Below are 18,000 nucleotides of genomic sequence, written 5' to 3' on the forward strand. Positions count from 1 at the left end.
GGCTATGTCGGCACGATGGGTAACCGGTTGTCGGCGGCGCGGACGGCACGAGAAGCGAGGCAGGCGGCCGCTTGGGTTCCGCTGTACCCGTCGAGGGTGTGGCAACCGATTTCTGAAGCAATGCCACGACCTGGAGACGGGCACGGCTGGGCTGACACGCGGACAGTACATGCACCGCACCTACCTGCCACCCGTCGGCCGTACGCCCAGCCGATTGACCACCCCCCTCCGCAGCCATACGGTAGAAGGCGCTTTCTGAAACTCTTTCCATCCCTGGAGCACGCCACCCCGTTCCCTCCCAGGAGAGCCATGCCCAGCCCCCAACCGCCGCGGGCCGTGTTCGCGATGGATCCGGTACACCTGCCGCTGCTCTTCCCCCCGCCGCTCATGGCCCGGCTGAGGCGGACGGCCGACATCGACGCGCAGCTCGTCGTACGGGACTTCGCCGATCCGTCGGCCGCCGACGCCCTCGCCTCGGCCGACGTACTGATCACCGGCTGGGGCTGCCCGCACCTCGACGCCGGTGCCCTGGCCGCCGTCCCGAGGCTGCGTGCCGTCCTGCATGCCGCGGGCTCGGTCCGCTCCCTGATCGGCGAGGCCGTGTGGAAACACGGTGTCACGGTGTCCAGCGCGGTCACCGGGAACGCCCTGCCGGTGGCGGAGTACACGCTCGCGATGATCCTGCTCGCCGGGAAGGACGCCTTCGAACACCGTGAGCGCTACGGCCGCGCCCACACCCATCCGACCCCCGCCGAGACCGCGGGCACCGGCAACTTCCGCCGCCGCGTCGGGCTCGTCGGCGCCTCCCGCGTGGGCCGCCGGCTCATGGAGCTGCTGCGGCCGTTCGACCTCACGGTCCTGCTGCACGACCCCTATGTGAGCCCCTCCGAGGCCGCCGCCCTCGGGGCGGAACTGCTGCCGCTGGAGGACCTGTTGCGGCGCAGCGACACCGTCAGCCTGCACGCCCCCGACATCCCCGAGACCCACCACATGCTCGACCGGGACCGGCTCGCCCTCATCCGGGACGGCGCTGTGCTGATCAACACCGCGCGCGGCGCGCTGGTCGACCACGAGGCGCTGACCGAGGACCTGGTCTCCGGACGGCTGCGCGCGGTCCTCGACGTCACCGAGCCCGAGCCGCTGCCCGCCGATTCCCCGCTGTACCGGCTGCCCAACGTCTTCCTCACCCCGCACATCGCGGGCTCGCTCGGCAACGAGCTGGAGCGCCTGGGCACGATCGTGGTGACGGAGCTGGAGCGCCTGGCGGCGGGCCGGCCGCCGCTGCACGAGGTGCGGCACGCGGACCTGGGCCGGGTCGCCTGATGCCCGGTGGACCGCCGTCGATGCCCGCGCGGGCCGTTGTCCACAGGCCCACCGGGTCCCGGAGGACCGTTGTCCACAGGCCAACCGGCCCGGAGTAACGAGGGGATACGGTTTCCGCACCGGCGCGGGCCGGGCCCCGGGCGGTGGGAAAACGCCGTCCGGGCAGGTGGGAAGCATGCCATCGGTTGCCGTGTCCGGCAGCCAGGTTGCCGCCTGGCCGCCGGTAATCCGCCGACGACCGGTCGTCGTCCGGCGACCGATCCTCGTCCGGTCGGTCAGTCCCAGACCTCCCTGTGCTGGTGGTCGTGTCCGGTGAGGGCCTCGATCGCGTCCACGGCGCTGCCGTCGTGGTCGCTGCCGGCGGTGCCCTTGCCGGTCTGGACGTTGGCCGCGCGGTCGACCTCGAGCCAGGAGTCGGCGTGGGAGTTGTCGATCACGGTGATCAGACTGCCGGACGCGGCCGCCGGTGCCGCACCGGCCGCGAGCACCGCGACGGCGACCGCCGCCGCCGTTCCGAGCCGGGGTACGACGCCGGTCACACGCCCACGCCCTCGGGAGCGAGCCGCTCACGGGCGATGTTGCGCTCCAGCAGGCTGGTGGAGGCCTTCACGCCGATCCCGCTCGCGGGGTCCAGCTCCGGCAGCCGGCCGTCGGCAGCCTTCAGCCCGGCGAGCGCGGAGTCCACCGCCTCGTGCGCGGCGAACAGGCACGGGGTGCTGTAGATCGCGACGTCGACGCCGAGGTCGGACAGTTCACCGAGGGACAGGCGGGGCGACTTGCCGCCGGCGATCTGGTTGAACAGCAGCGGCTTGTCCCCGACGACCGCGCGGATGCGCTTGATCCACTCGACGCTGCGCACCCCGTCGACCAGGACCACGTCCGCGTCGGTCGCGGCCAGCCGCTCGGCGCGGTGCAGGATGTCGTGCTCGTCGGTGGCGTCCGTACGCGCGACGACGACCAGGTCCCTGCGCGTCTCGAGGACCTGGTGCAGCTTCTCCAGGTACTCCTCCAGCGGCAGCACCTGTTTGCCGTCGGCGTGGCCGCAGCGGCGGGGCCGTTTCTGGTCCTCGAGGATCACACCGGAGGCTCCGATCCGCTCCAGCCCCTCGACGACGTGACAGGCGACCTCGGGGTCGACGTACCCGTCGTCGATGTCGACCAGCAGGTGATGGTGCGGGAAGGCGCCGCGCAGGCGCTGAACGAAGGCCACCATGTCGGGCCAGGCGATGAAACCGATGTCCGGCAGCCCGTAGTACGAGGCCGCGAAGCCGAAGCCCGAAACGAACATCCCGTCGTAGTGCTTGGCCGCGATCGACGCGGAATACATGTCGTACACGCCGATCAGCGGCGTGGTCCCGGGGCCGGCGATGCGTTCGCGCAGCTTCTTACCGTAAGTCAAGGTCCGGCTCCTCCTGTGGGTGGGTGACACGCGGCCGGATGGCCGACACGTCTCGACGCCCTTTGCCAAGACAAGAGCATCTCTAGATACTCACATGACCTTCCATGTAAGCGAGCTTTACTCACCCCAATGGCGCAACCGGTTCACCGCAGAAACGTCACGCGGGGAGTCGGCCCGCCCAGCGGAGCCCGCCGTCCAGGTGGGCCAGGAAGAGCGGGTCGCGGTACGCCCCGGCGGTGTGACCGAGCGCCGTGTAGAAGACGCGACCGCCGCCGGCGCCCTGCTCGTGGCACCAGGCCAGCGGATGGTCCGCGCCCATCCCCCCGCCGTCGTACGACGCCTCGTCCGCGCTCAGCAGCACCCGCACCCGCCCGCGGGGGCTCGCGTCGAAGTCGTACCACTCGTCGGTGAGGTCCCAGACGGCCGGCAGCCCACGGGTCGCGGGGTGGCCGGAGTCCTCCACGACAGCCCGGCCGGGCTGCAGGGCGGGGTGCCGTGCGAAGCGGGCGCCGAGGAGTTCGCCGTAGTACGGCCAGCCGTACTCGGTGCAGGCCGCCGCGTGCACCCCGGCGAAGCCGCCGCCCGAGCCGACGTACCGCGCGAGCCGCTCCCGGCCGGCCGGGGTCAGCACATCGCCGCTGGTGGAGAGGAAGACCACGGCCGCGTACCCGTCCAGCGGCCGTTCGAGGTCCAGGGGGTCCTCGGTGTGTTCGACGGCGAACCGGCCGAGCGCGCGTACGGCGGCGACGGCGTCCGGGATCGAGTCGTGACGGTAGCCCGTGGTACGGGTGTAGAGCAGCAGTCGCGCGGCCATGCGACGACCCTAGCCCCAGCCGCCCGCCCGGGCCCAACTCCCTTGAAGCGCAGGGCCGCTGACCGTAGCCTCGCCGGGCATGAACGCCGTTCCGCCGCTCCTGGACCACCTCGTCCTCGCCACGCCCGATCTGGCGGCGACGATCGCCGACTTCGCACGGCGGACCGGGGTGACGCCCGTGCCCGGCGGTGCCCATCCCGGTCTCGGCACGCGCAACCATCTGGTGGGACTGGGCGGCCGCGGCTATCTGGAGATCCTCGGCCCCGACCCCGAGCAGCCCGAGCCGGCTGGGCCGCGGCCGTTCGGGGTCGACCAGCTGACCGGGCCGCGCACGCTGACCTGGGCGATCAGCCCGCCCGACCTGGACGCGGCGATCACCACGGCCCGCGAGCGGGGCCACGACACCGGGCCCGTGCGCCCGATGAGCCGCCGCACCCCTGACGGCACCGTGCTGCGGTGGCGGCTGACCGACGGCGGCCATACGCATCCCTCCGGTCTGGTCCCGTTCCTGATCGACTGGGGACAGTCCCGCCACCCCACTGCCTCGGGGCTCCCGGTCACCCCACTGCTGGAGGTCTCCGCCACGGCGCCGGACCCGGTGGACCTGCGCGCCCGACTGGCGGCTCTGGGCACAGAGTTGCTCATCACAGCCGGACCCGCCGCACTCTCCTTCACTGTGGACGCGCCCAACGGCCCGGTCACCTTCGGCTGAGGCGGGGGCGCGGGCGCTGCTCGCGGGGCCCGGTCGCGCGCGCCGGTCCCGAGGATGAGGCCCGGGCGCGGGACCCGATCGCGGGCGCGAGGGCTTTTGTCCGCTCCCACGTCGCCTCCCCGTGTCCGATTCCTTCAAGACCGGCCCGCGACCGCCCGCCTACGGTGACCGCATGACTCCACGATTCGCCCTGATCGGCGTGGTGACGTCCGACATGGCCGCCGCGCTCGCCTTCTACCGTCGCCTCGGGCTCGTCTTCCCCGAGGGGTCCGAGGAGCAGCCGCACGTCGATGCCGAGCTGCCCGGCGGGATGATCTTCGCCCTGGACACCGAGGAGACCGTCCGCTCCTTCCACTCCGGCTGGCAGCCGCCCGAGCGCGGTGGCCGGGTCGGGCTCGCGTTCCGGTGCGACTCGCCCGCCGGGGTCGACGCCCTGTACGAGGATCTGGTGGCCGCCGGATACCACGGAGAGCTGAAGCCGTGGGACGCGTTCTGGGGCCAGCGGTACGCCACCGTGCACGACCCCGACGGCAACGGCGTCGACCTGTTCGCCCCGCTACCCGCCGCCGAGTAGCCGCCCGAGCGGCATGCCGGTCAACTCCCTGACCTCGCGCGCGAGGTGGGGCTGGTCCGCGTACCCGGCGCGGACGGCCGTCTCGGCGTACGGCGTCCCGGAGCGGGCCAGCGCCAGCGCCCGCTGCAGCCGCAGGATGCGGGCCAGCGTCTTGGGGCCGTAGCCGAACGCGTCCAGGCAGCGGCGGTGCAAGGTCCTTGTGCCGATGCCGAGTTCGGCCGCCGTGGCCGACACCGGGCGGCCCTGGTCCAGGCGCTCCACCAGCCGGTGCAGCAGCGGGTCGGGGGCGGTGGTCCGCGCCTCCTGGTCCAGGGCGATGTCCTCCAGGGCCGTCGCCGGGTCGGGCGCCGCCTCGACGCGCTCGCGCAGCCGCCGGACCCGGGCGGCGGGCCAGAGGTCGGCCACGTCGACCCGCAGGTCGCGCAGTTCGTGCGCGGGCACGCCCAGCAGGGCGGGCGCGGTGCCGGGGAAGAAGCGGACACCGGCCCAGGAGCGGGGCGGGCCCCCGGGGACGTACGGGCGGGTGTCGGGACCCGCGACCAGCAGCCGGCCCTCGCTCCACAGCAGATCCATGCAGCCGTCGGGCAGCACCGGTCCGCCACCGGCCCCGTCCGGCGTGTTCGTCCACACGACCGCGCCGGTCAGCCGGGACGACCGCTCCCTGTACACGGGTGCAGCCTACGTCGCGGACGATGCCGGGCCCCACTCCCCGAGCTCCGCGATCAGCTCGACTCCGGTCGGCCCGGCCGGGCCCCGGTCAACTACGGCTCGGAGACGGTCACCCCGCTCTCCGGGCAGGAGACGCCGGTCCGACGCGCGTCCGCCGGCGCCTCGGCGGCGAGCCGGGGAACGAGGAGTCACCGGCCCGGCGCGCAGGCACCCGCTCAGCCCGGACGCCGGGCGGGGGCCGCCGATGCCGAGGGCGCGGGAGAGTTCTGGGCCGCCGGGGTGCGTATGTGCTCCCTCGTCGGCGGCCGGTGCGTCTCCGGGCGGTCGCCGGTGCCGGCTGCGGTGCCGGGTGCGCCGAACAGCGGGAGGCCGTGGCGGGTGCGGAAGCGGCGGGCGCAGGCCACGGTGGCCGCGCCGGTCAGGGCCAGCAGGAGCAGCGAGAGGACCCGGGCGAGCAGCGGCACGGCGTCCGTGGGCAGGGTGGCGGTGGCGAGTGTGCCGAGGCCGCCGTCGAGCAGTTGCCCGGTGCCCCAGACCACGGTCAGGACGCGCAGTGCCCGGCGGAAGTCGGCGGAGTCCCGCCATATGCCGGCCCGTGCCCCGGCCGCAGGGCCTCGGTGCAGTCGCTGGCCCAGCTGGAAGGCCAGCGGCCTGCTCGTGAAGGCGGTGCCGAGTATCCAGCCGCCCACCACGAGGGACAGTGCGGCGTCCTTGAACAGCAGAAGACGGGTGCCGCCACCGATCAGCGTGGCGAGCGCGGCGGCGGCCAGCAGCACCGTGCAGAACAGGTCCACGCCGTCGATCCGCCGCTGCCGCACCGCACCGGACACCAGGCGCAGGGCGGGGGGCGCGCCGCTGAGCAGCAGCGCGGGGCCCTGGCCGACCGCGAGCCCGCGGGCGGCGTAGTAGACGAGGAGCGGCAACAGGATGTCGACGGCGACGGTCAGCAGCGGGCCGTAGGCCATGCCGCGTGTCCCCGCCCCCGTGCGCGAGGGCCGTCCCTGGCCGGACACGTCGGCTCCGTCCGGCTTCCCCGCGTCCGCCATGCCGGCCCCGTCCGCCATGCCGGCCCCGTCCGCCATGCCTGCCACATCCGCCATGTCCCCCGCCTCCCTGCCCGGTCGGTGCATCCGGCCGGACAGCGCCGGCCCACGCGAAAACGCTAGGTCCCGGGCGGTACCAGGCGGATCGGAGCAGGGGTGGAGCACCGGGTGGAAAGAGGGTGGACGGCAGTGTCACTCACTGGGTGGAGACCAGGGGGTGGACACGCGGTGGCGGCGCCCGCGCGCGGGTCGGCCGGCTACTGCCGTCCCGCGCCCGCGTCCCCGTTGGCACGGTGCGGATGCCGTTCACCGATGTCGTGCGGCAGCCCGCCGTCGGGCTCGTGCGGCTCCCGGCCGTTGGCCTGGCGAGCCTGGTGGGCGTGGTGAGCCTGGTGGGCCTGGTGGGCCTGGTGGGTGTGCTTGGCGTGGGTGCGCAGGCGGGCGGTGACGTCCTCCGGGGGCAGGAAGCGGGACCAGCGCTCGGGGAACTCGGAGGGCATGTCGGGGTCGTCCGGGTCGGCTTCGCGGGCCGCCGCGGCCCGGGCGACGTACTCGACGACCTGGGCCTCGCGCACCCGTTCGTTCGCGGCGCGGGCGGCGGCCGTGGCGGCGGCGGGCCAGACCCGGTCGATGGCGGCGTTCACGGCCGCCCCGACGAGCACCGCGAAGGCGGACACACCGATCCACAGCAGCACGGCGACGGAGGCGGCGAGGGAGCCGTAGATCGTGGCGCCCTCGATGGTGTGCACGAGGTAGATCCGGAGGAGGAAGCTGCCCAGGACCCACATGGCCAGGGCGACCAGGGCGCCGGGGACGTCCTCGATCCACGGGGAGCGGACCGGCACGGACACGTGGTACAGGGTCGTCAGGAAGGCGATGGACAGGACGATGACGACCGGCCAGTACAGGACCTGCACCACGGTGGCCGACCAGGGCACCACCCGCACCACCGCGTCGGGGCCCGCCACCATCAGCGGCAGGGCCACCGAGCCGATCAGCAGGGCCACGATGAACAGCAGGAACGACATCACCCGGGTCTTGACGATGCCCCGGACGCCGTCGAGGCCGTACATGACGGTGATGGTGTCGATGAAGACGTTCACCGCGCGGGAGCCGGACCACAGGGCGAAGAGGAAACCGATGGAGATGATGTCGGGCCGGCCCTTCATCACGTCGTGCAGGATCGGCTCGGTGATCTCCTTCACACCCTTGTCGGACAGGACCGTCCGGGAGGCCTCGAGGATGTTGGTCTCGAGGCTGCTGATGGTGTGGGCGCCGGTCCAGGTGTCGACGTAGGCGAGCAGCCCGATGAGGCAGAGCAGCAGCGGCGGCACGGACAGCAGCGTGAAGAACGCCGCCTCGGCCGCCAGGCCCAGGATGCGGTACTCCATGCAGGAGTTGACGGTGTCCTTGAGCAGCAGCCAGGCGGTCTTCCGCTTGGAGACGTTCCGGTAGAGGGCTCTGGCCCGGTGGAGACGACCGGCGGATGGCTCGGGGGGTTCACTTGCTGGCTGCACGACCCAAAGGTATCCGCAGCACCGGACCGCCCTCACCTTCCCGGGCCGGGCCCGCCGCATCCGCGCGCCCGGTGGCGGCGCTGTGCCACTCTGGAGGCCTTCACCGCCGCCTCCCCGGGTAGGTTCGCACCATGGCAGGCACCTCCACCCACACCGTGACGAACCAGCCGCCGCCCCTGGTCGGCTACGACGTCTTCACCGCCGACCGGGCCCTGGTGGCGGCCGTCGAGCGGTACACCGGTCCGGACGTGCTCGACGAGGTGCGGTCGGAGCTGTCCGCGCTGGGCCGCGCCGCGGGCTCGGCGCAGCTGCAGGAGTGGGCGGTGCAGGCGAACGAGCACCCGCCCCGGCTGCGCACCCACGACCGCTACGGCCACCGGATCGACGAGGTCGACTTCCACCCGGCCTGGCACCGGCTGCTCGGCAAGGGTGTCGCGGCGGGCCTGACCGGCGCCTGGACCCGGCCGTCCGGGCATGTCCGCCGGGCCGCCGGCTTCCTGGTCTGGACCCAGGTCGACGCGGGCAACTGCTGCCCGCTGTCCATGACCCACGCGGCGGTACCGGCGCTGCGGACCGACCCCCGGCTCGCCGCCGAGTGGGAGCCGCGGCTGGCGTCCACGGTCTACGACCGTCAGCTGCGGCCCGCCGGGCAGAAGCCCGGGGCGCTGTTCGGTATGGGCATGACCGAGAAGCAGGGCGGCAGCGACGTGCGCGCGAACACCACGGGGGCCCGGCCGCTCGCGGAGCCGGGCACCTACGAGCTGACCGGGCACAAGTGGTTCTGCTCGGCTCCCATGTCCGACGCCTTCCTGGTGCTGGCCCAGGCCCCGGAGGGCCTCACCTGCTTCCTGGTGCCGCGGGTCCTGCCCGACGGCAGCCGCAACGTCTTCCTCATCCAGCGGCTGAAGGACAAGCTCGGCAACCGGTCCAACGCCTCGGCCGAGGTGGAGTTCGCCGGTACCTGGGCGCGCCGGGTGGGCGAGGAGGGGCGCGGGGTGCGGACGATCATCGAGATGGTCGCGGCGACCCGGCTGGACTGCGCGCTGGGCTCGGCGGGCCTGATGCGGCAGGCGGTGGCGCAGGCGATCCACCACTGCGCGCACCGGGAGGCGTTCGGCGGGAAGCTGATCGACAAGCCGCTGATGCGGAACGTCCTCGCCGACCTCGCGCTGGAGTCGGAGGCGGCGACCGCGCTCACGCTCCGGCTGGCGGCCGCCTACGACGACGGCGGCGAACAGGAACGCGCGTTCCTGCGGCTGGCGGTGCCGGCCGCCAAGTACTGGATCACCAAGCGCTGTGCGCCCGTTGCGGTCGAGGCCGCGGAGTGCCTGGGCGGAAACGGTTACGTCGAGGAGTCGGGTCTGCCGCGGCTGGTACGGGAGTCACCGCTGAACTCGGTCTGGGAGGGCGCCGGAAACGTTCAGGCGCTGGACGTGCTGCGGGCGCTGCGACGTGAGCCGGGCGCGCTCGACGCCTGCCTGACGGAGATCGGCCGGACCCATGGCACCGACCACCGCCTCGACCGCGCCGTGAAGGACCTCTTCACCGAACTCGCCGACCTGAACGCCGTCGAGGGGCGCGCACGCCGGCTCGTGGAGCGCCTCGCACTGGTGCTCCAGGGTTCCCTCCTGGTCCGGTACGCCCCGCCGGAGGTAGCAGACGCTTTCTGCGCGTCCCGCCTGGGCGGCGACCACGGGGCGGCTTTCGGCACCCTGCCAACGGCCCTGGATCTGGCGTCGATTGTGGCGCGAGCACACCTCACGCTGTAAGCCGCGCGGCGCGGGCAACCCGCCCCCACCAGGCACTCTCTGCCGCGAAACCGGCCGATCCCCCGGCGGGAGTGGTGCTGCGCCGACACGGCACCACCCCCGCTGCGCGTCAAGTCTCGGCCACCCTCCGGGCGTCCACCAGGGTTGCAAGGGGTTGCAACTTTTTGGCGCACGTGCGCGGAGTGTGTGCCTCCGGCCTGCCCGGAACGGCAGTATGAGAGGTGCAGCCGGACCGGAAACCGCCGCCCGGACGGCTTGACAAGCATGTTCGACGCCCTTTCCGGGAGGACCCCCGTGGTGAACCCGCCGATCAACGTGGCGCGCCTGGCCGCCGTGGACGCGACGCAGGCGGCGCGAGTGCTGAACGAGGTACGCGACGCCACCCTCGCCGGTCAGCGGGCGAGGATCGCGCCCCGGCCGGTGATCGAGCAGTCCTGGGGACGGATGCTGCGCAGCGGTGTCGATCCCGACCGCGACTTCAGATCGGGGCTGCTGTCCTCCGACGAAGTGCGGCGCCGGCGCGAGGAGTCACCGCTCCGGCACGTCCTGCCGGTACTGCGCCAGGGTCTGCTTTCGGTCGCCGACGTCGCCCAGCACATCATGGTCGTCGCGGACGCCGACGGGCGGGTGCTGTGGCGCGAGGGGGCGCCGCCGGTGCTGCGCAAGGCGGACGGCCTGGGTTTTGAACTCGGCGCGGACTGGCGCGAAGACGTCGTCGGCACCAACGGAGTGGGCACCCCGGCGGTCGTACGGCGGCCCGTACAGGTCTTCGCCGCCGAGCACTTCGTCCGCTCGCACGCCTCCTGGACCTGCACCGGCGCGCCCATCACCGATCCCCGGGACGGCCGGCTGATCGGTGTGGTGGACGTCAGCGGCCCGCTGGAGACCATGCATCCGGCGACCCTCGCCTGGGTGGACTCGGTGGCCAAGCTGGCCGAGGCGCGGCTGCGGGAGATGCACCTGGACTCGCTGGAGCGGCTGCGGGCGGTGGCGGCGCCGGTGCTGGCCCGGCTGGACGGGCGGGCGCTGGTGGTGGACCGGGACGGCTGGACGGCGGCGGTGTCGGGGATGCCGTACGTACGGCGCGTCGCGCTGCCCAAGTCGCTGGCGCCGGGCCGCCGGTGGCTGCCGTCGCTGGGTTCCTGCGCGGTGGAGCCGCTGGCCGGGGGCTGGCTGCTGCGGGCGGCGGAGGACGCGGTCGGCACGGCCCCGCGGATCGTGCTGGACCTGGCCAGACCGGGGCGCAGCACGCTGACGGTGTCCGCTTCGGCGGGCTCGTGGTCGCGTGAACTGAGTCCCCGGCACGCCGAGTTGCTGTATCTGCTCGCCGTGCACCGGGCCGGCCGCGGGGCGGCGGCCCTGGCCGAGGATCTGTTCGGGGATTCCTCACGCACGGTGACGGTACGGGCGGAGATGTCCCGGATCCGGCGGTACTGCGGGGAACTCCTGCGGCACCGGCCGTACCGGTTCCGGGAGGACGCGGAGATCGAGGCGCTCCTCCCCGACAACCCCCGTGACCTGCTGCCTTCCTCGACGGCACCGGCGATCACGCGGGGGCGGACGGCCGCGCGGTGCGGGGGGCCCGCGGACCGGTGAGCGTGTCTTCCGCATATTTGCGGGGTCTTCGCCCTGCGCGGGCCGTTACTGCCGTAGCATCCCCTAGGGGCCTCCCCAGCCGCTTCTCGCGTCAACGAACGGATCATCAGGCGCAGTTGGCCCGCCACCGGCCGGCGCGCCCGGGCGGCGCGGGAGGCCTGGAGAAGGGGACGAGATGAAGCATCGCGGCAGACACCGCCGGCGCAGACGGGGCGCCGCACTGCGCGCGGTCCTGACCGGGACCGCGCTGGCGCTCACCGCGGCCGCCACCCTGATCAGCGCCTCCCAGGCGTCCGTCACGGACAGCCCCGGCGCGCTCAAGCCGCTCTCCTCCCCCGCGGACACGGGCCGGCTGCGACTCCAGGAGCAGCTGGTCCCCGCCCGCACCCTGGACCGGCTCTCCGCCGCGATGGGCCGTCCGGTCGGCGTGGACGCCGTGCTGGCGAGCACCGACCGCGCGATGCGCACCTCCGACTGCTCCTCCGCCGACCGCGCGTCCCTGCCCGTCGCCCCGGCCGCCTCCCGCGCCTACTGCTGGGACCGGGCCGACTCCGGCGGCGGCGCCTGGCGGCCGGCGTCGGTGACCACCTCCGGGGACGCGGACGACGACGGCGTGTGGGGCACCCACCGGGTCGTGCTCGCCGGCTGGACCCACAGCACCTCCAGCGGCCGGTCCGCCGAGCGGGGGCTCGCCAGGGTCGCCTTCGTGAACGCCGACGACCCGGCCCACCTCGCCTACCGCTGGGTGCTGCTGGTGGTGCCGGTCGACGGCGGCCGCGACTACCGGGGGCTGGCCTCCGGGATCTCCGGGATGGTCTGGTACCAGGACAAGCTGCTGGTCACCGCCAGGACCGGCGGCGCCGACGCGCTGTACGTCTACGACCTCGACCGGATCCAGCGCGCCGATGTCGACGGGCCCGCGATCGGCCGGGTGCCCGGCGGCTGGTCCGCCGACGGCTACCGCTATGTGATGCCCGCGGTCGGCTCGTACCGCTTCACCGGGGGCAGGTGCGGGCATTCCGGGCCGCCCTGTCCCGGCGCGCTCGCCCTGGACCGGGGCACGGTGCCGGACAGCCTGGTCGCCGCGGAGTGGACCGAGCCGGACGGCCACCGCAGCGCCCGGCTGTGGCGGTACGCGTTCAGCACGGCTCCGGCGCGGGCGGGGCTGCTCGCCACGGACGCCGGGGGGCGGGTGACGGCGGTGGAGGCGTACCGGACCCGGGCGGCGGGGATTCGCGGGGTGCTGTCGTACCAGCGGCCGGGCACGCAGGACACGTCCTGGTATGTGGGACGCCTGCCCGGTTCACGGGACGGACACGGTGCGCTGTGGCGGCAGGACGCCGGCGGGGCGAAGCCGGATCACTGCGGCGCGGACGGCTCGCACCGCTGCTGGGCCGAGGCGGCGGGCTCCCTGTCCTACTGGCAGGAGACGGGCGAGGTCTGGTCCCTGTCGGACCGGATGCTCTTCGCCCTGCCCCTGGCCGAACTGGACCGCTCCCTGCGCTGACCGCGCCATCGGCCCCGCTCCGGAACGACCTGCTCACCAGGCCGATCGACAGACCGGGCGGCGGGATGATTCCCTGGCCCGCATGAGCAGCGTCCCTGTCACCACCTGGTCCCTGGAGCAGACCTCGCCGGCCGACCTCCTGCCCGCGGCCGCGCCGGAGGGCGACGTCCGGATCGCCCGCGCCGAGGTGCCCTCCCCCGAGTTCAGCCGCTACCTGTACGCCTCGGTCGGCGGCGACATCCGCTGGACCGACCGGCTCGGCTGGACGTACGCGCGGTGGCAGGAGTACCTGGACCGGCCCGGGGTGGAGACCTGGGTGGCGTACGACCGGGGCACCCCGGGCGGTTATGTGGAGCTGGACCCGCAGGACGAGGGTGTGGTGGAGATCGCCTACTTCGGGCTGGTCCCCGCCTTCCGCGGCCGGCGCATCGGCGGCCATCTGCTGTCGTACGGTACGGCGCGCGCCTGGGACCTGGCCGAGCGGTGGCCCGGGCGGACGCCGACGAAGCGGGTGTGGCTGCACACGTGCAGCAAGGACGGCGAGTTCGCCATGGACAACTACCAGCGGCGCGGGTTCAAGCTGTTCGACACCAAGGTCGAGCTGGAGCCGGAGGTGGCGGCGCCGGGGCCCTGGCCCGGCGCATACCGGGTCTGACCTGCCGGTACAAGCCTTCCCGCACGGCATGTGAGCGACGACACCCTCGTCCCATATTCCGGGACAAGGGTGTCCGCATGATGGATAAAGCTGGACTGTGTCCAGATCGCCGTGACACGCTTCCGTCATGTCTGGAACTGGAATTGCCTTGGTGAGTCGGCGGCACGTCGACCTCGGCCGCATGTCCAGCGCCATCTGTCCGGCGAGCTGACGCACCAGCACCGCCGCGAACCCCCTACCTGATTTTCCCCGCGCAAGGACGCGCGCGCCTGCCCGCGTGCGCGCATACGTGCAGGTCAGAGCCGATTTCCACCGGTCCGAAGGACGTACACACCATGGCCGCCACTCCGCCGAACTCCGCCGCAGCGCCCCGCCGCAAGGTGAGCCGTCACCGTGGTGAGGGTCAGTGGGCCGTGGGCCACTTCACCCCGCTGAACGGCAACGAGCAGGTCAAGAAGGACGACGACGGTCTCAATGTGCGGACACGCATTGAGACGATCTACTCCAAGCGCGGTTTCGACTCGATCGACCCCAGCGACCTGCGGGGCCGGATGCGCTGGTGGGGGCTGTACACCCAGCGCAAGCCCGGGATCGACGGCGGCAAGACGGCGGTGCTGGAGCCGGAGGAGCTGGACGACCGCTACTTCATGCTCCGGGTGCGCATCGACGGCGGCGCGCTGACCACCCAGCAGCTGCGCGTCATCGGTGAGATCTCCCAGGAGTTCGCGCGCGGCACCGCGGACATCACCGACCGGCAGAACGTGCAGTACCACTGGATCCGGATCGAGGACGTGCCGGAGATCTGGGAGCGACTGGAGGGCGTGGGCCTGTCCACGGTCACCGCCTGCGGTGACACCCCGCGCGTGATGATCGGCTCCCCGGTGGCGGGCATCGCCGAGGACGAGATCATCGACGCCACGCCGGCGCTGGAGGAGATGAAGCGCCGCGTCCTGAACAACAAGGCGTACTCGAACCTCCCCCGCAAGTTCAAGACGGCCATCTCGGGTTCGCCGCTGCTGGACGTGGTGCACGAGATCAACGACGTGGCGTTCGTCGGCGTACGGCACCCCGAGCACGGCCCGGGCTTCGACCTGTGGGTCGGCGGCGGTCTGTCCACCAACCCCAAGCTGGGCGTACGGCTCGGGGCCTGGGTGCCGATCGACGAGGTCCCGGACGTCTACGAGGGCGTCATCTCGATCTTCCGTGACTACGGCTACCGCCGGCTGCGCAACCGGGCCCGCCTGAAGTTCCTCGTCGCCGACTGGGGTGCGGAGAAGTTCCGCCAGGTGCTGGAGGACGAGTACCTGAAGCGGAAGCTGACCGACGGGCCCGCCCCCGAGCAGCCCGTGCAGCAGTGGCGCGACCACATCGGTGTGCACCGGCAGAAGGACGGCCGGTTCTACGTCGGTTTCGCCCCGCGGGTCGGCCGCGTCGACGGCGCCACGCTGACGAAGATCGCCGACCTCGCGGAGGCGCACGGCTCGGGCCGGGTGCGTACCACCGTCGAGCAGAAGATGATCATCCTGGATGCCGAGCAGGACAAGGTGGACTCGCTGGTCGAGGGCTTGGAGGCGCTGGACCTCACCGCCCGCCCGTCCTCCTTCCGGCGCGGCACCATGGCCTGCACCGGCATCGAGTTCTGCAAGCTCGCCATCGTCGAGACCAAGCAGCGCGGCTCGCAGCTGATCGACGAACTGGAGCGCCGCCTGCCGGACTTCGACGAGCCGATCACCATCAACCTCAACGGCTGCCCGAACGCCTGCGCCCGTATCCAGGTCGCGGACATCGGCCTCAAGGGCCAGCTGGTCCTGAACGACCAGGGCGAGCAGGTCGAGGGCTACCAGGTGCACCTCGGCGGCGCCCTCGGCCTGGAGCCGGGCTTCGGCCGCAAGGTGCGCGGCCTGAAGGTCACGGCCGAGGAACTGCCCGACTACGTCGAGCGGGTGCTGAAGCGCTTCCAGGCCGAGCGCGAGGACGGCGAGCGGTTCGCCACCTGGGCCGCGCGTGCTTCCGAGGAGGCGCTGTCGTGAGCGAGCGTGCGGCGCCCTTCTACTGCCCCTACTGCGGCGACGAGGACCTGCGTCCGAACGAGGAGGGTCACGGCGCCTGGGAATGCGGGGCGTGCAACCGCGCATTCCAGCTGAAGTTCCTCGGGCTGCTGGCCCGGGGCCTTCAGCGAGCCGACCACGGAGGGGACCGGATATGACGACGGCTCAGGAAGACCGTACGACCGAGGAGTTGAAGGCACTCGCCGAACAGGCGGGACGCGATCTGGAGGACGCCTCCGCGCTGGAGATCCTCCAGTGGGCGGTCGACACCTTCGGCGCGAGGTTCTGCGTCACCTCCTCCATGGAGGACGCCGTCGTCGCCCATCTCGCCTCGCGCGTGCTGAAGGGCGTGGACGTCGTCTTCCTCGACACCGGCTACCACTTCCCGGAGACCATCGGCACCCGCGACGCCGTCGAGGCCGTGATGGACGTCAACGTCATCACCCTCACGCCGAAGCAGACGGTCGCCGAGCAGGACGCGGAGTACGGCCCGAAGCTGCACGACCGCGACCCGGACCTGTGCTGCGCGCTGCGGAAGGTCAAGCCGCTCGAAGAGGGGCTGAAGGGGTACCAGGCCTGGGCGACCGGCCTGCGCCGCGACGAGTCCCCGACCCGGGCGAACACCCCGGTCGTCGGCTGGGACGAGAAGCGGCAGAAGGTCAAGATCTCCCCGATCGCCCGCTGGACGCAGGACGACGTGGACGCCTACGTCACCGAACACGGAGTGCTCACCAACCCGCTGCTGATGGACGGCTACGCCTCCATCGGCTGCGCCCCCTGCACCCGCCGGGTCCTCGAGGGCGAGGACGCGCGGGCCGGCCGCTGGGCGGGCCGCGCCAAGACCGAGTGCGGGCTGCACGGATGACGAACCATCGGAACCTTCAGGAGAACGACGTGACGACCGGAGCCACCGTCTGGCTCACGGGTCTGCCGAGCGCCGGCAAGACCACCATCGCGTACGAGCTGGCCGGCCGGCTGCGTGCCGAGGGCCACCGGGTCGAGGTGCTCGACGGCGACGAGATCCGCGAGTTCATCTCGGCGGGCCTCGGCTTTTCCCGCGAGGACCGGCACACCAACGTCCAGCGCATCGGTTTCGTCGCCGAGCTGCTCGCCCGTAACGGCGTCAAGGCGCTGGTGCCGGTGATCGCGCCGTACACGGACAGCCGGGACGCGGTACGCAAGCGGCACGCGGAGAACGGCACGCCGTACCTGGAGATCCATGTGGCGACCCCGGTCGAGGTGTGCAGCGTGCGCGATGTGAAGGGGCTGTACGCCAAGCAGGCCGCGGGTGAGCTGTCCGGGCTGACGGGTGTAGACGACCCTTACGAGGAGCCCGAGACCCCGGATCTGCGCATCGAGTCGCAGCACCAGACCGTGCAGGAGTCCGCGGCGTCGGTGCACGCCCTGCTGAGCGAGAGGGGACTGGCATGACGACCGTGGCCAAGGCCGCGACCGGCGACGAGGGTACGGCGAGCCCGTACGCCCTGTCGCACCTGGACGCGCTGGAGTCCGAGGCGGTGCACATCTTCCGCGAGGTGGCGGGCGAGTTCGAGAACCCGGTGATCCTGTTCTCCGGCGGCAAGGACTCCATCGTCATGCTGCACCTGGCGCTGAAGGCGTTCGCGCCGGCCGCGATCCCGTTCTCGCTGCTGCACGTGGACACCGGGCACAACTTCCCCGAGGTGCTTGAGTACCGCGACCGTACGGTGGCCAGGCACGGGCTGCGCCTCCATGTGGCCTCCGTGCAGGACTACATCGACCGGGGTGTGCTCAAGGAGCGTCCCGACGGCACCCGCAACCCGCTGCAGACGCTGCCGCTGACGGAGAAGATCCAGAGCGAGAAGTTCGACGCGGTCTTCGGCGGCGGCCGCCGGGACGAGGAGAAGGCCCGCGCCAAGGAGCGGGTGTTCAGCTTGCGCGACGAGTTCTCCCAGTGGGACCCGCGCCGCCAGCGCCCCGAGCTGTGGAACCTGTACAACGGCCGGCACGCCCCCGGTGAGCACGTGCGGGTGTTCCCGCTGTCGAACTGGACCGAGCTGGACGTGTGGCAGTACATCGCGCGTGAGGGCATCGAGCTGCCGCAGATCTACTTCGCGCACGAGCGCGAGGTGTTCCAGCGGGGCGGCATGTGGCTGACCGCGGGTGAATGGGGCGGCCCGAAGGACGGCGAGACGGTCGAGAAGCGCCAGGTGCGCTACCGCACCGTCGGTGACATGTCCTGCACCGGTGCCGTCGACTCCGACGCCACCACGCTGGACGCCGTGATCGCCGAGATCGCCGCCTCCCGGCTCACCGAGCGGGGCGCGACCCGCGCCGACGACAAGCTGTCCGAGGCCGCGATGGAAGACCGCAAGCGCGAGGGGTACTTCTAGCC

General features: G+C 72.6%; 19 protein-coding genes. 13 read left to right on the forward strand and 6 right to left on the reverse strand.

Annotation, left to right across the window (positions count from 1 at the left end; all coding sequences use genetic code 11):
• Positions 1-309: 309 nt before the first annotated feature.
• Complete coding sequence (locus ABB07_RS07955) at positions 310-1,323, forward strand: hydroxyacid dehydrogenase (RefSeq protein WP_208898053.1); 1,014 nt, start codon at positions 310-312, stop codon at positions 1,321-1,323.
• A 275-nt stretch (positions 1,324-1,598) separates the two neighbouring features.
• Here ABB07_RS07955 and ABB07_RS07960 read toward each other — a convergent pair whose 3' ends face one another.
• From ABB07_RS07960 to ABB07_RS07970, 3 genes are all read right to left on the reverse strand, one after another.
• A complete protein-coding gene (locus ABB07_RS07960) occupies positions 1,599-1,862 on the reverse strand; it encodes a hypothetical protein (RefSeq protein WP_208898054.1) in 264 nt (87 codons plus the stop codon).
• Positions 1,859-2,722, reverse strand: a complete 864-nt coding sequence (locus tag ABB07_RS07965; RefSeq protein ID WP_208898055.1) for an isocitrate lyase/PEP mutase family protein — start codon at positions 2,720-2,722, stop codon at positions 1,859-1,861. The genes ABB07_RS07960 and ABB07_RS07965 overlap by 4 nt, the downstream gene beginning before the upstream one ends.
• 157 nt (positions 2,723-2,879) lie before the next feature.
• On the reverse strand, positions 2,880-3,536 hold the full coding sequence (locus ABB07_RS07970; RefSeq protein ID WP_208898056.1) for a ThuA domain-containing protein: 657 nt from the start codon (positions 3,534-3,536) through the stop codon (positions 2,880-2,882).
• 79 nt (positions 3,537-3,615) lie between these two features.
• Between ABB07_RS07970 and ABB07_RS07975 the strand changes: the two genes are divergently transcribed.
• Both ABB07_RS07975 and ABB07_RS07980 read left to right on the forward strand, forming a co-directional pair.
• Positions 3,616-4,248, forward strand: a complete 633-nt coding sequence (locus ABB07_RS07975) for a VOC family protein (protein WP_208898057.1) — start codon at positions 3,616-3,618, stop codon at positions 4,246-4,248.
• Between the two features lie 172 nt (positions 4,249-4,420).
• Positions 4,421-4,822, forward strand: a complete 402-nt coding sequence (locus tag ABB07_RS07980; protein ID WP_208898058.1) for a VOC family protein — start codon at positions 4,421-4,423, stop codon at positions 4,820-4,822.
• Here the strand turns inward: ABB07_RS07980 and ABB07_RS07985 are convergent.
• From ABB07_RS07985 to ABB07_RS07995, 3 genes are all read right to left on the reverse strand, one after another.
• Positions 4,805-5,491: a helix-turn-helix transcriptional regulator gene (locus tag ABB07_RS07985; RefSeq protein WP_208898059.1), complete on the reverse strand. Its 687-nt coding sequence runs from the start codon at positions 5,489-5,491 to the stop codon at positions 4,805-4,807. The genes ABB07_RS07980 and ABB07_RS07985 overlap by 18 nt on opposite strands.
• Before the next feature lie 215 nt (positions 5,492-5,706).
• A complete protein-coding gene (locus ABB07_RS07990) occupies positions 5,707-6,591 on the reverse strand; it encodes a VC0807 family protein (protein WP_244189263.1) in 885 nt (294 codons plus the stop codon).
• Between the two features lie 200 nt (positions 6,592-6,791).
• Positions 6,792-8,051 (reverse strand): YihY/virulence factor BrkB family protein, encoded by a 1,260-nt coding sequence (locus ABB07_RS07995; RefSeq protein ID WP_244189264.1) that lies wholly within the window; start codon positions 8,049-8,051, stop codon positions 6,792-6,794.
• Positions 8,052-8,182: 131 nt separating this feature from the next.
• Here ABB07_RS07995 and ABB07_RS08000 point away from each other — a divergent pair, with 131 nt between their 5' ends.
• The 10 genes from ABB07_RS08000 (at position 8,183) to cysD (ending at position 17,998) form a co-directional block, all read left to right on the forward strand.
• Positions 8,183-9,820 carry an acyl-CoA dehydrogenase family protein gene (locus tag ABB07_RS08000; RefSeq protein ID WP_208898060.1) on the forward strand — a complete coding sequence of 546 codons (1,638 nt, stop codon included), beginning with the start codon at positions 8,183-8,185 and terminating at the stop codon, positions 9,818-9,820.
• 294 nt (positions 9,821-10,114) lie between these two features.
• Positions 10,115-11,416 carry a GAF domain-containing protein gene (locus tag ABB07_RS08005; RefSeq protein WP_244189265.1) on the forward strand — a complete coding sequence of 434 codons (1,302 nt, stop codon included), beginning with the start codon at positions 10,115-10,117 and terminating at the stop codon, positions 11,414-11,416.
• Positions 11,417-11,591: 175 nt separating this feature from the next.
• On the forward strand, positions 11,592-12,923 hold the full coding sequence (locus ABB07_RS08010; RefSeq protein WP_208898062.1) for a hypothetical protein: 1,332 nt from the start codon (positions 11,592-11,594) through the stop codon (positions 12,921-12,923).
• 82 nt (positions 12,924-13,005) lie between these two features.
• The gene (locus ABB07_RS08015) at positions 13,006-13,578 is read left to right on the forward strand and encodes a GNAT family N-acetyltransferase (protein WP_208898063.1); all 573 of its coding nucleotides are present in this window, start codon (positions 13,006-13,008) and stop codon (positions 13,576-13,578) included.
• A gap of 127 nt (positions 13,579-13,705) precedes the next feature.
• On the forward strand, positions 13,706-13,789 hold the full coding sequence (locus ABB07_RS41725; protein ID WP_309486338.1) for a putative leader peptide: 84 nt from the start codon (positions 13,706-13,708) through the stop codon (positions 13,787-13,789).
• Between the two features lie 124 nt (positions 13,790-13,913).
• Positions 13,914-15,608, forward strand: coding sequence for a nitrite/sulfite reductase (locus tag ABB07_RS08020; RefSeq protein ID WP_208898064.1), 1,695 nt, complete (start codon positions 13,914-13,916; stop codon positions 15,606-15,608).
• Positions 15,605-15,784 carry a hypothetical protein gene (locus ABB07_RS08025; protein WP_208898065.1) on the forward strand — a complete coding sequence of 60 codons (180 nt, stop codon included), beginning with the start codon at positions 15,605-15,607 and terminating at the stop codon, positions 15,782-15,784. The genes ABB07_RS08020 and ABB07_RS08025 overlap by 4 nt, the downstream gene beginning before the upstream one ends.
• On the forward strand, positions 15,781-16,491 hold the full coding sequence (locus ABB07_RS08030; protein ID WP_208898066.1) for a phosphoadenylyl-sulfate reductase: 711 nt from the start codon (positions 15,781-15,783) through the stop codon (positions 16,489-16,491). The genes ABB07_RS08025 and ABB07_RS08030 overlap by 4 nt, the downstream gene beginning before the upstream one ends.
• Positions 16,488-17,057 (forward strand): adenylyl-sulfate kinase, encoded by a 570-nt coding sequence (gene cysC / locus ABB07_RS08035; protein ID WP_208898067.1) that lies wholly within the window; start codon positions 16,488-16,490, stop codon positions 17,055-17,057. Before ABB07_RS08030 ends, cysC begins: the two co-directional genes overlap by 4 nt.
• Positions 17,054-17,998 carry a sulfate adenylyltransferase subunit CysD gene (gene cysD, locus ABB07_RS08040; protein WP_208898068.1) on the forward strand — a complete coding sequence of 315 codons (945 nt, stop codon included), beginning with the start codon at positions 17,054-17,056 and terminating at the stop codon, positions 17,996-17,998. Before cysC ends, cysD begins: the two co-directional genes overlap by 4 nt.
• The last annotated feature ends 2 nt before the right edge of the window (positions 17,999-18,000 follow it).

The organism is Streptomyces incarnatus, assembly GCF_001027185.1.
In the GTDB taxonomy this organism is placed as follows: domain Bacteria; phylum Actinomycetota; class Actinomycetes; order Streptomycetales; family Streptomycetaceae; genus Streptomyces; species Streptomyces puniciscabiei.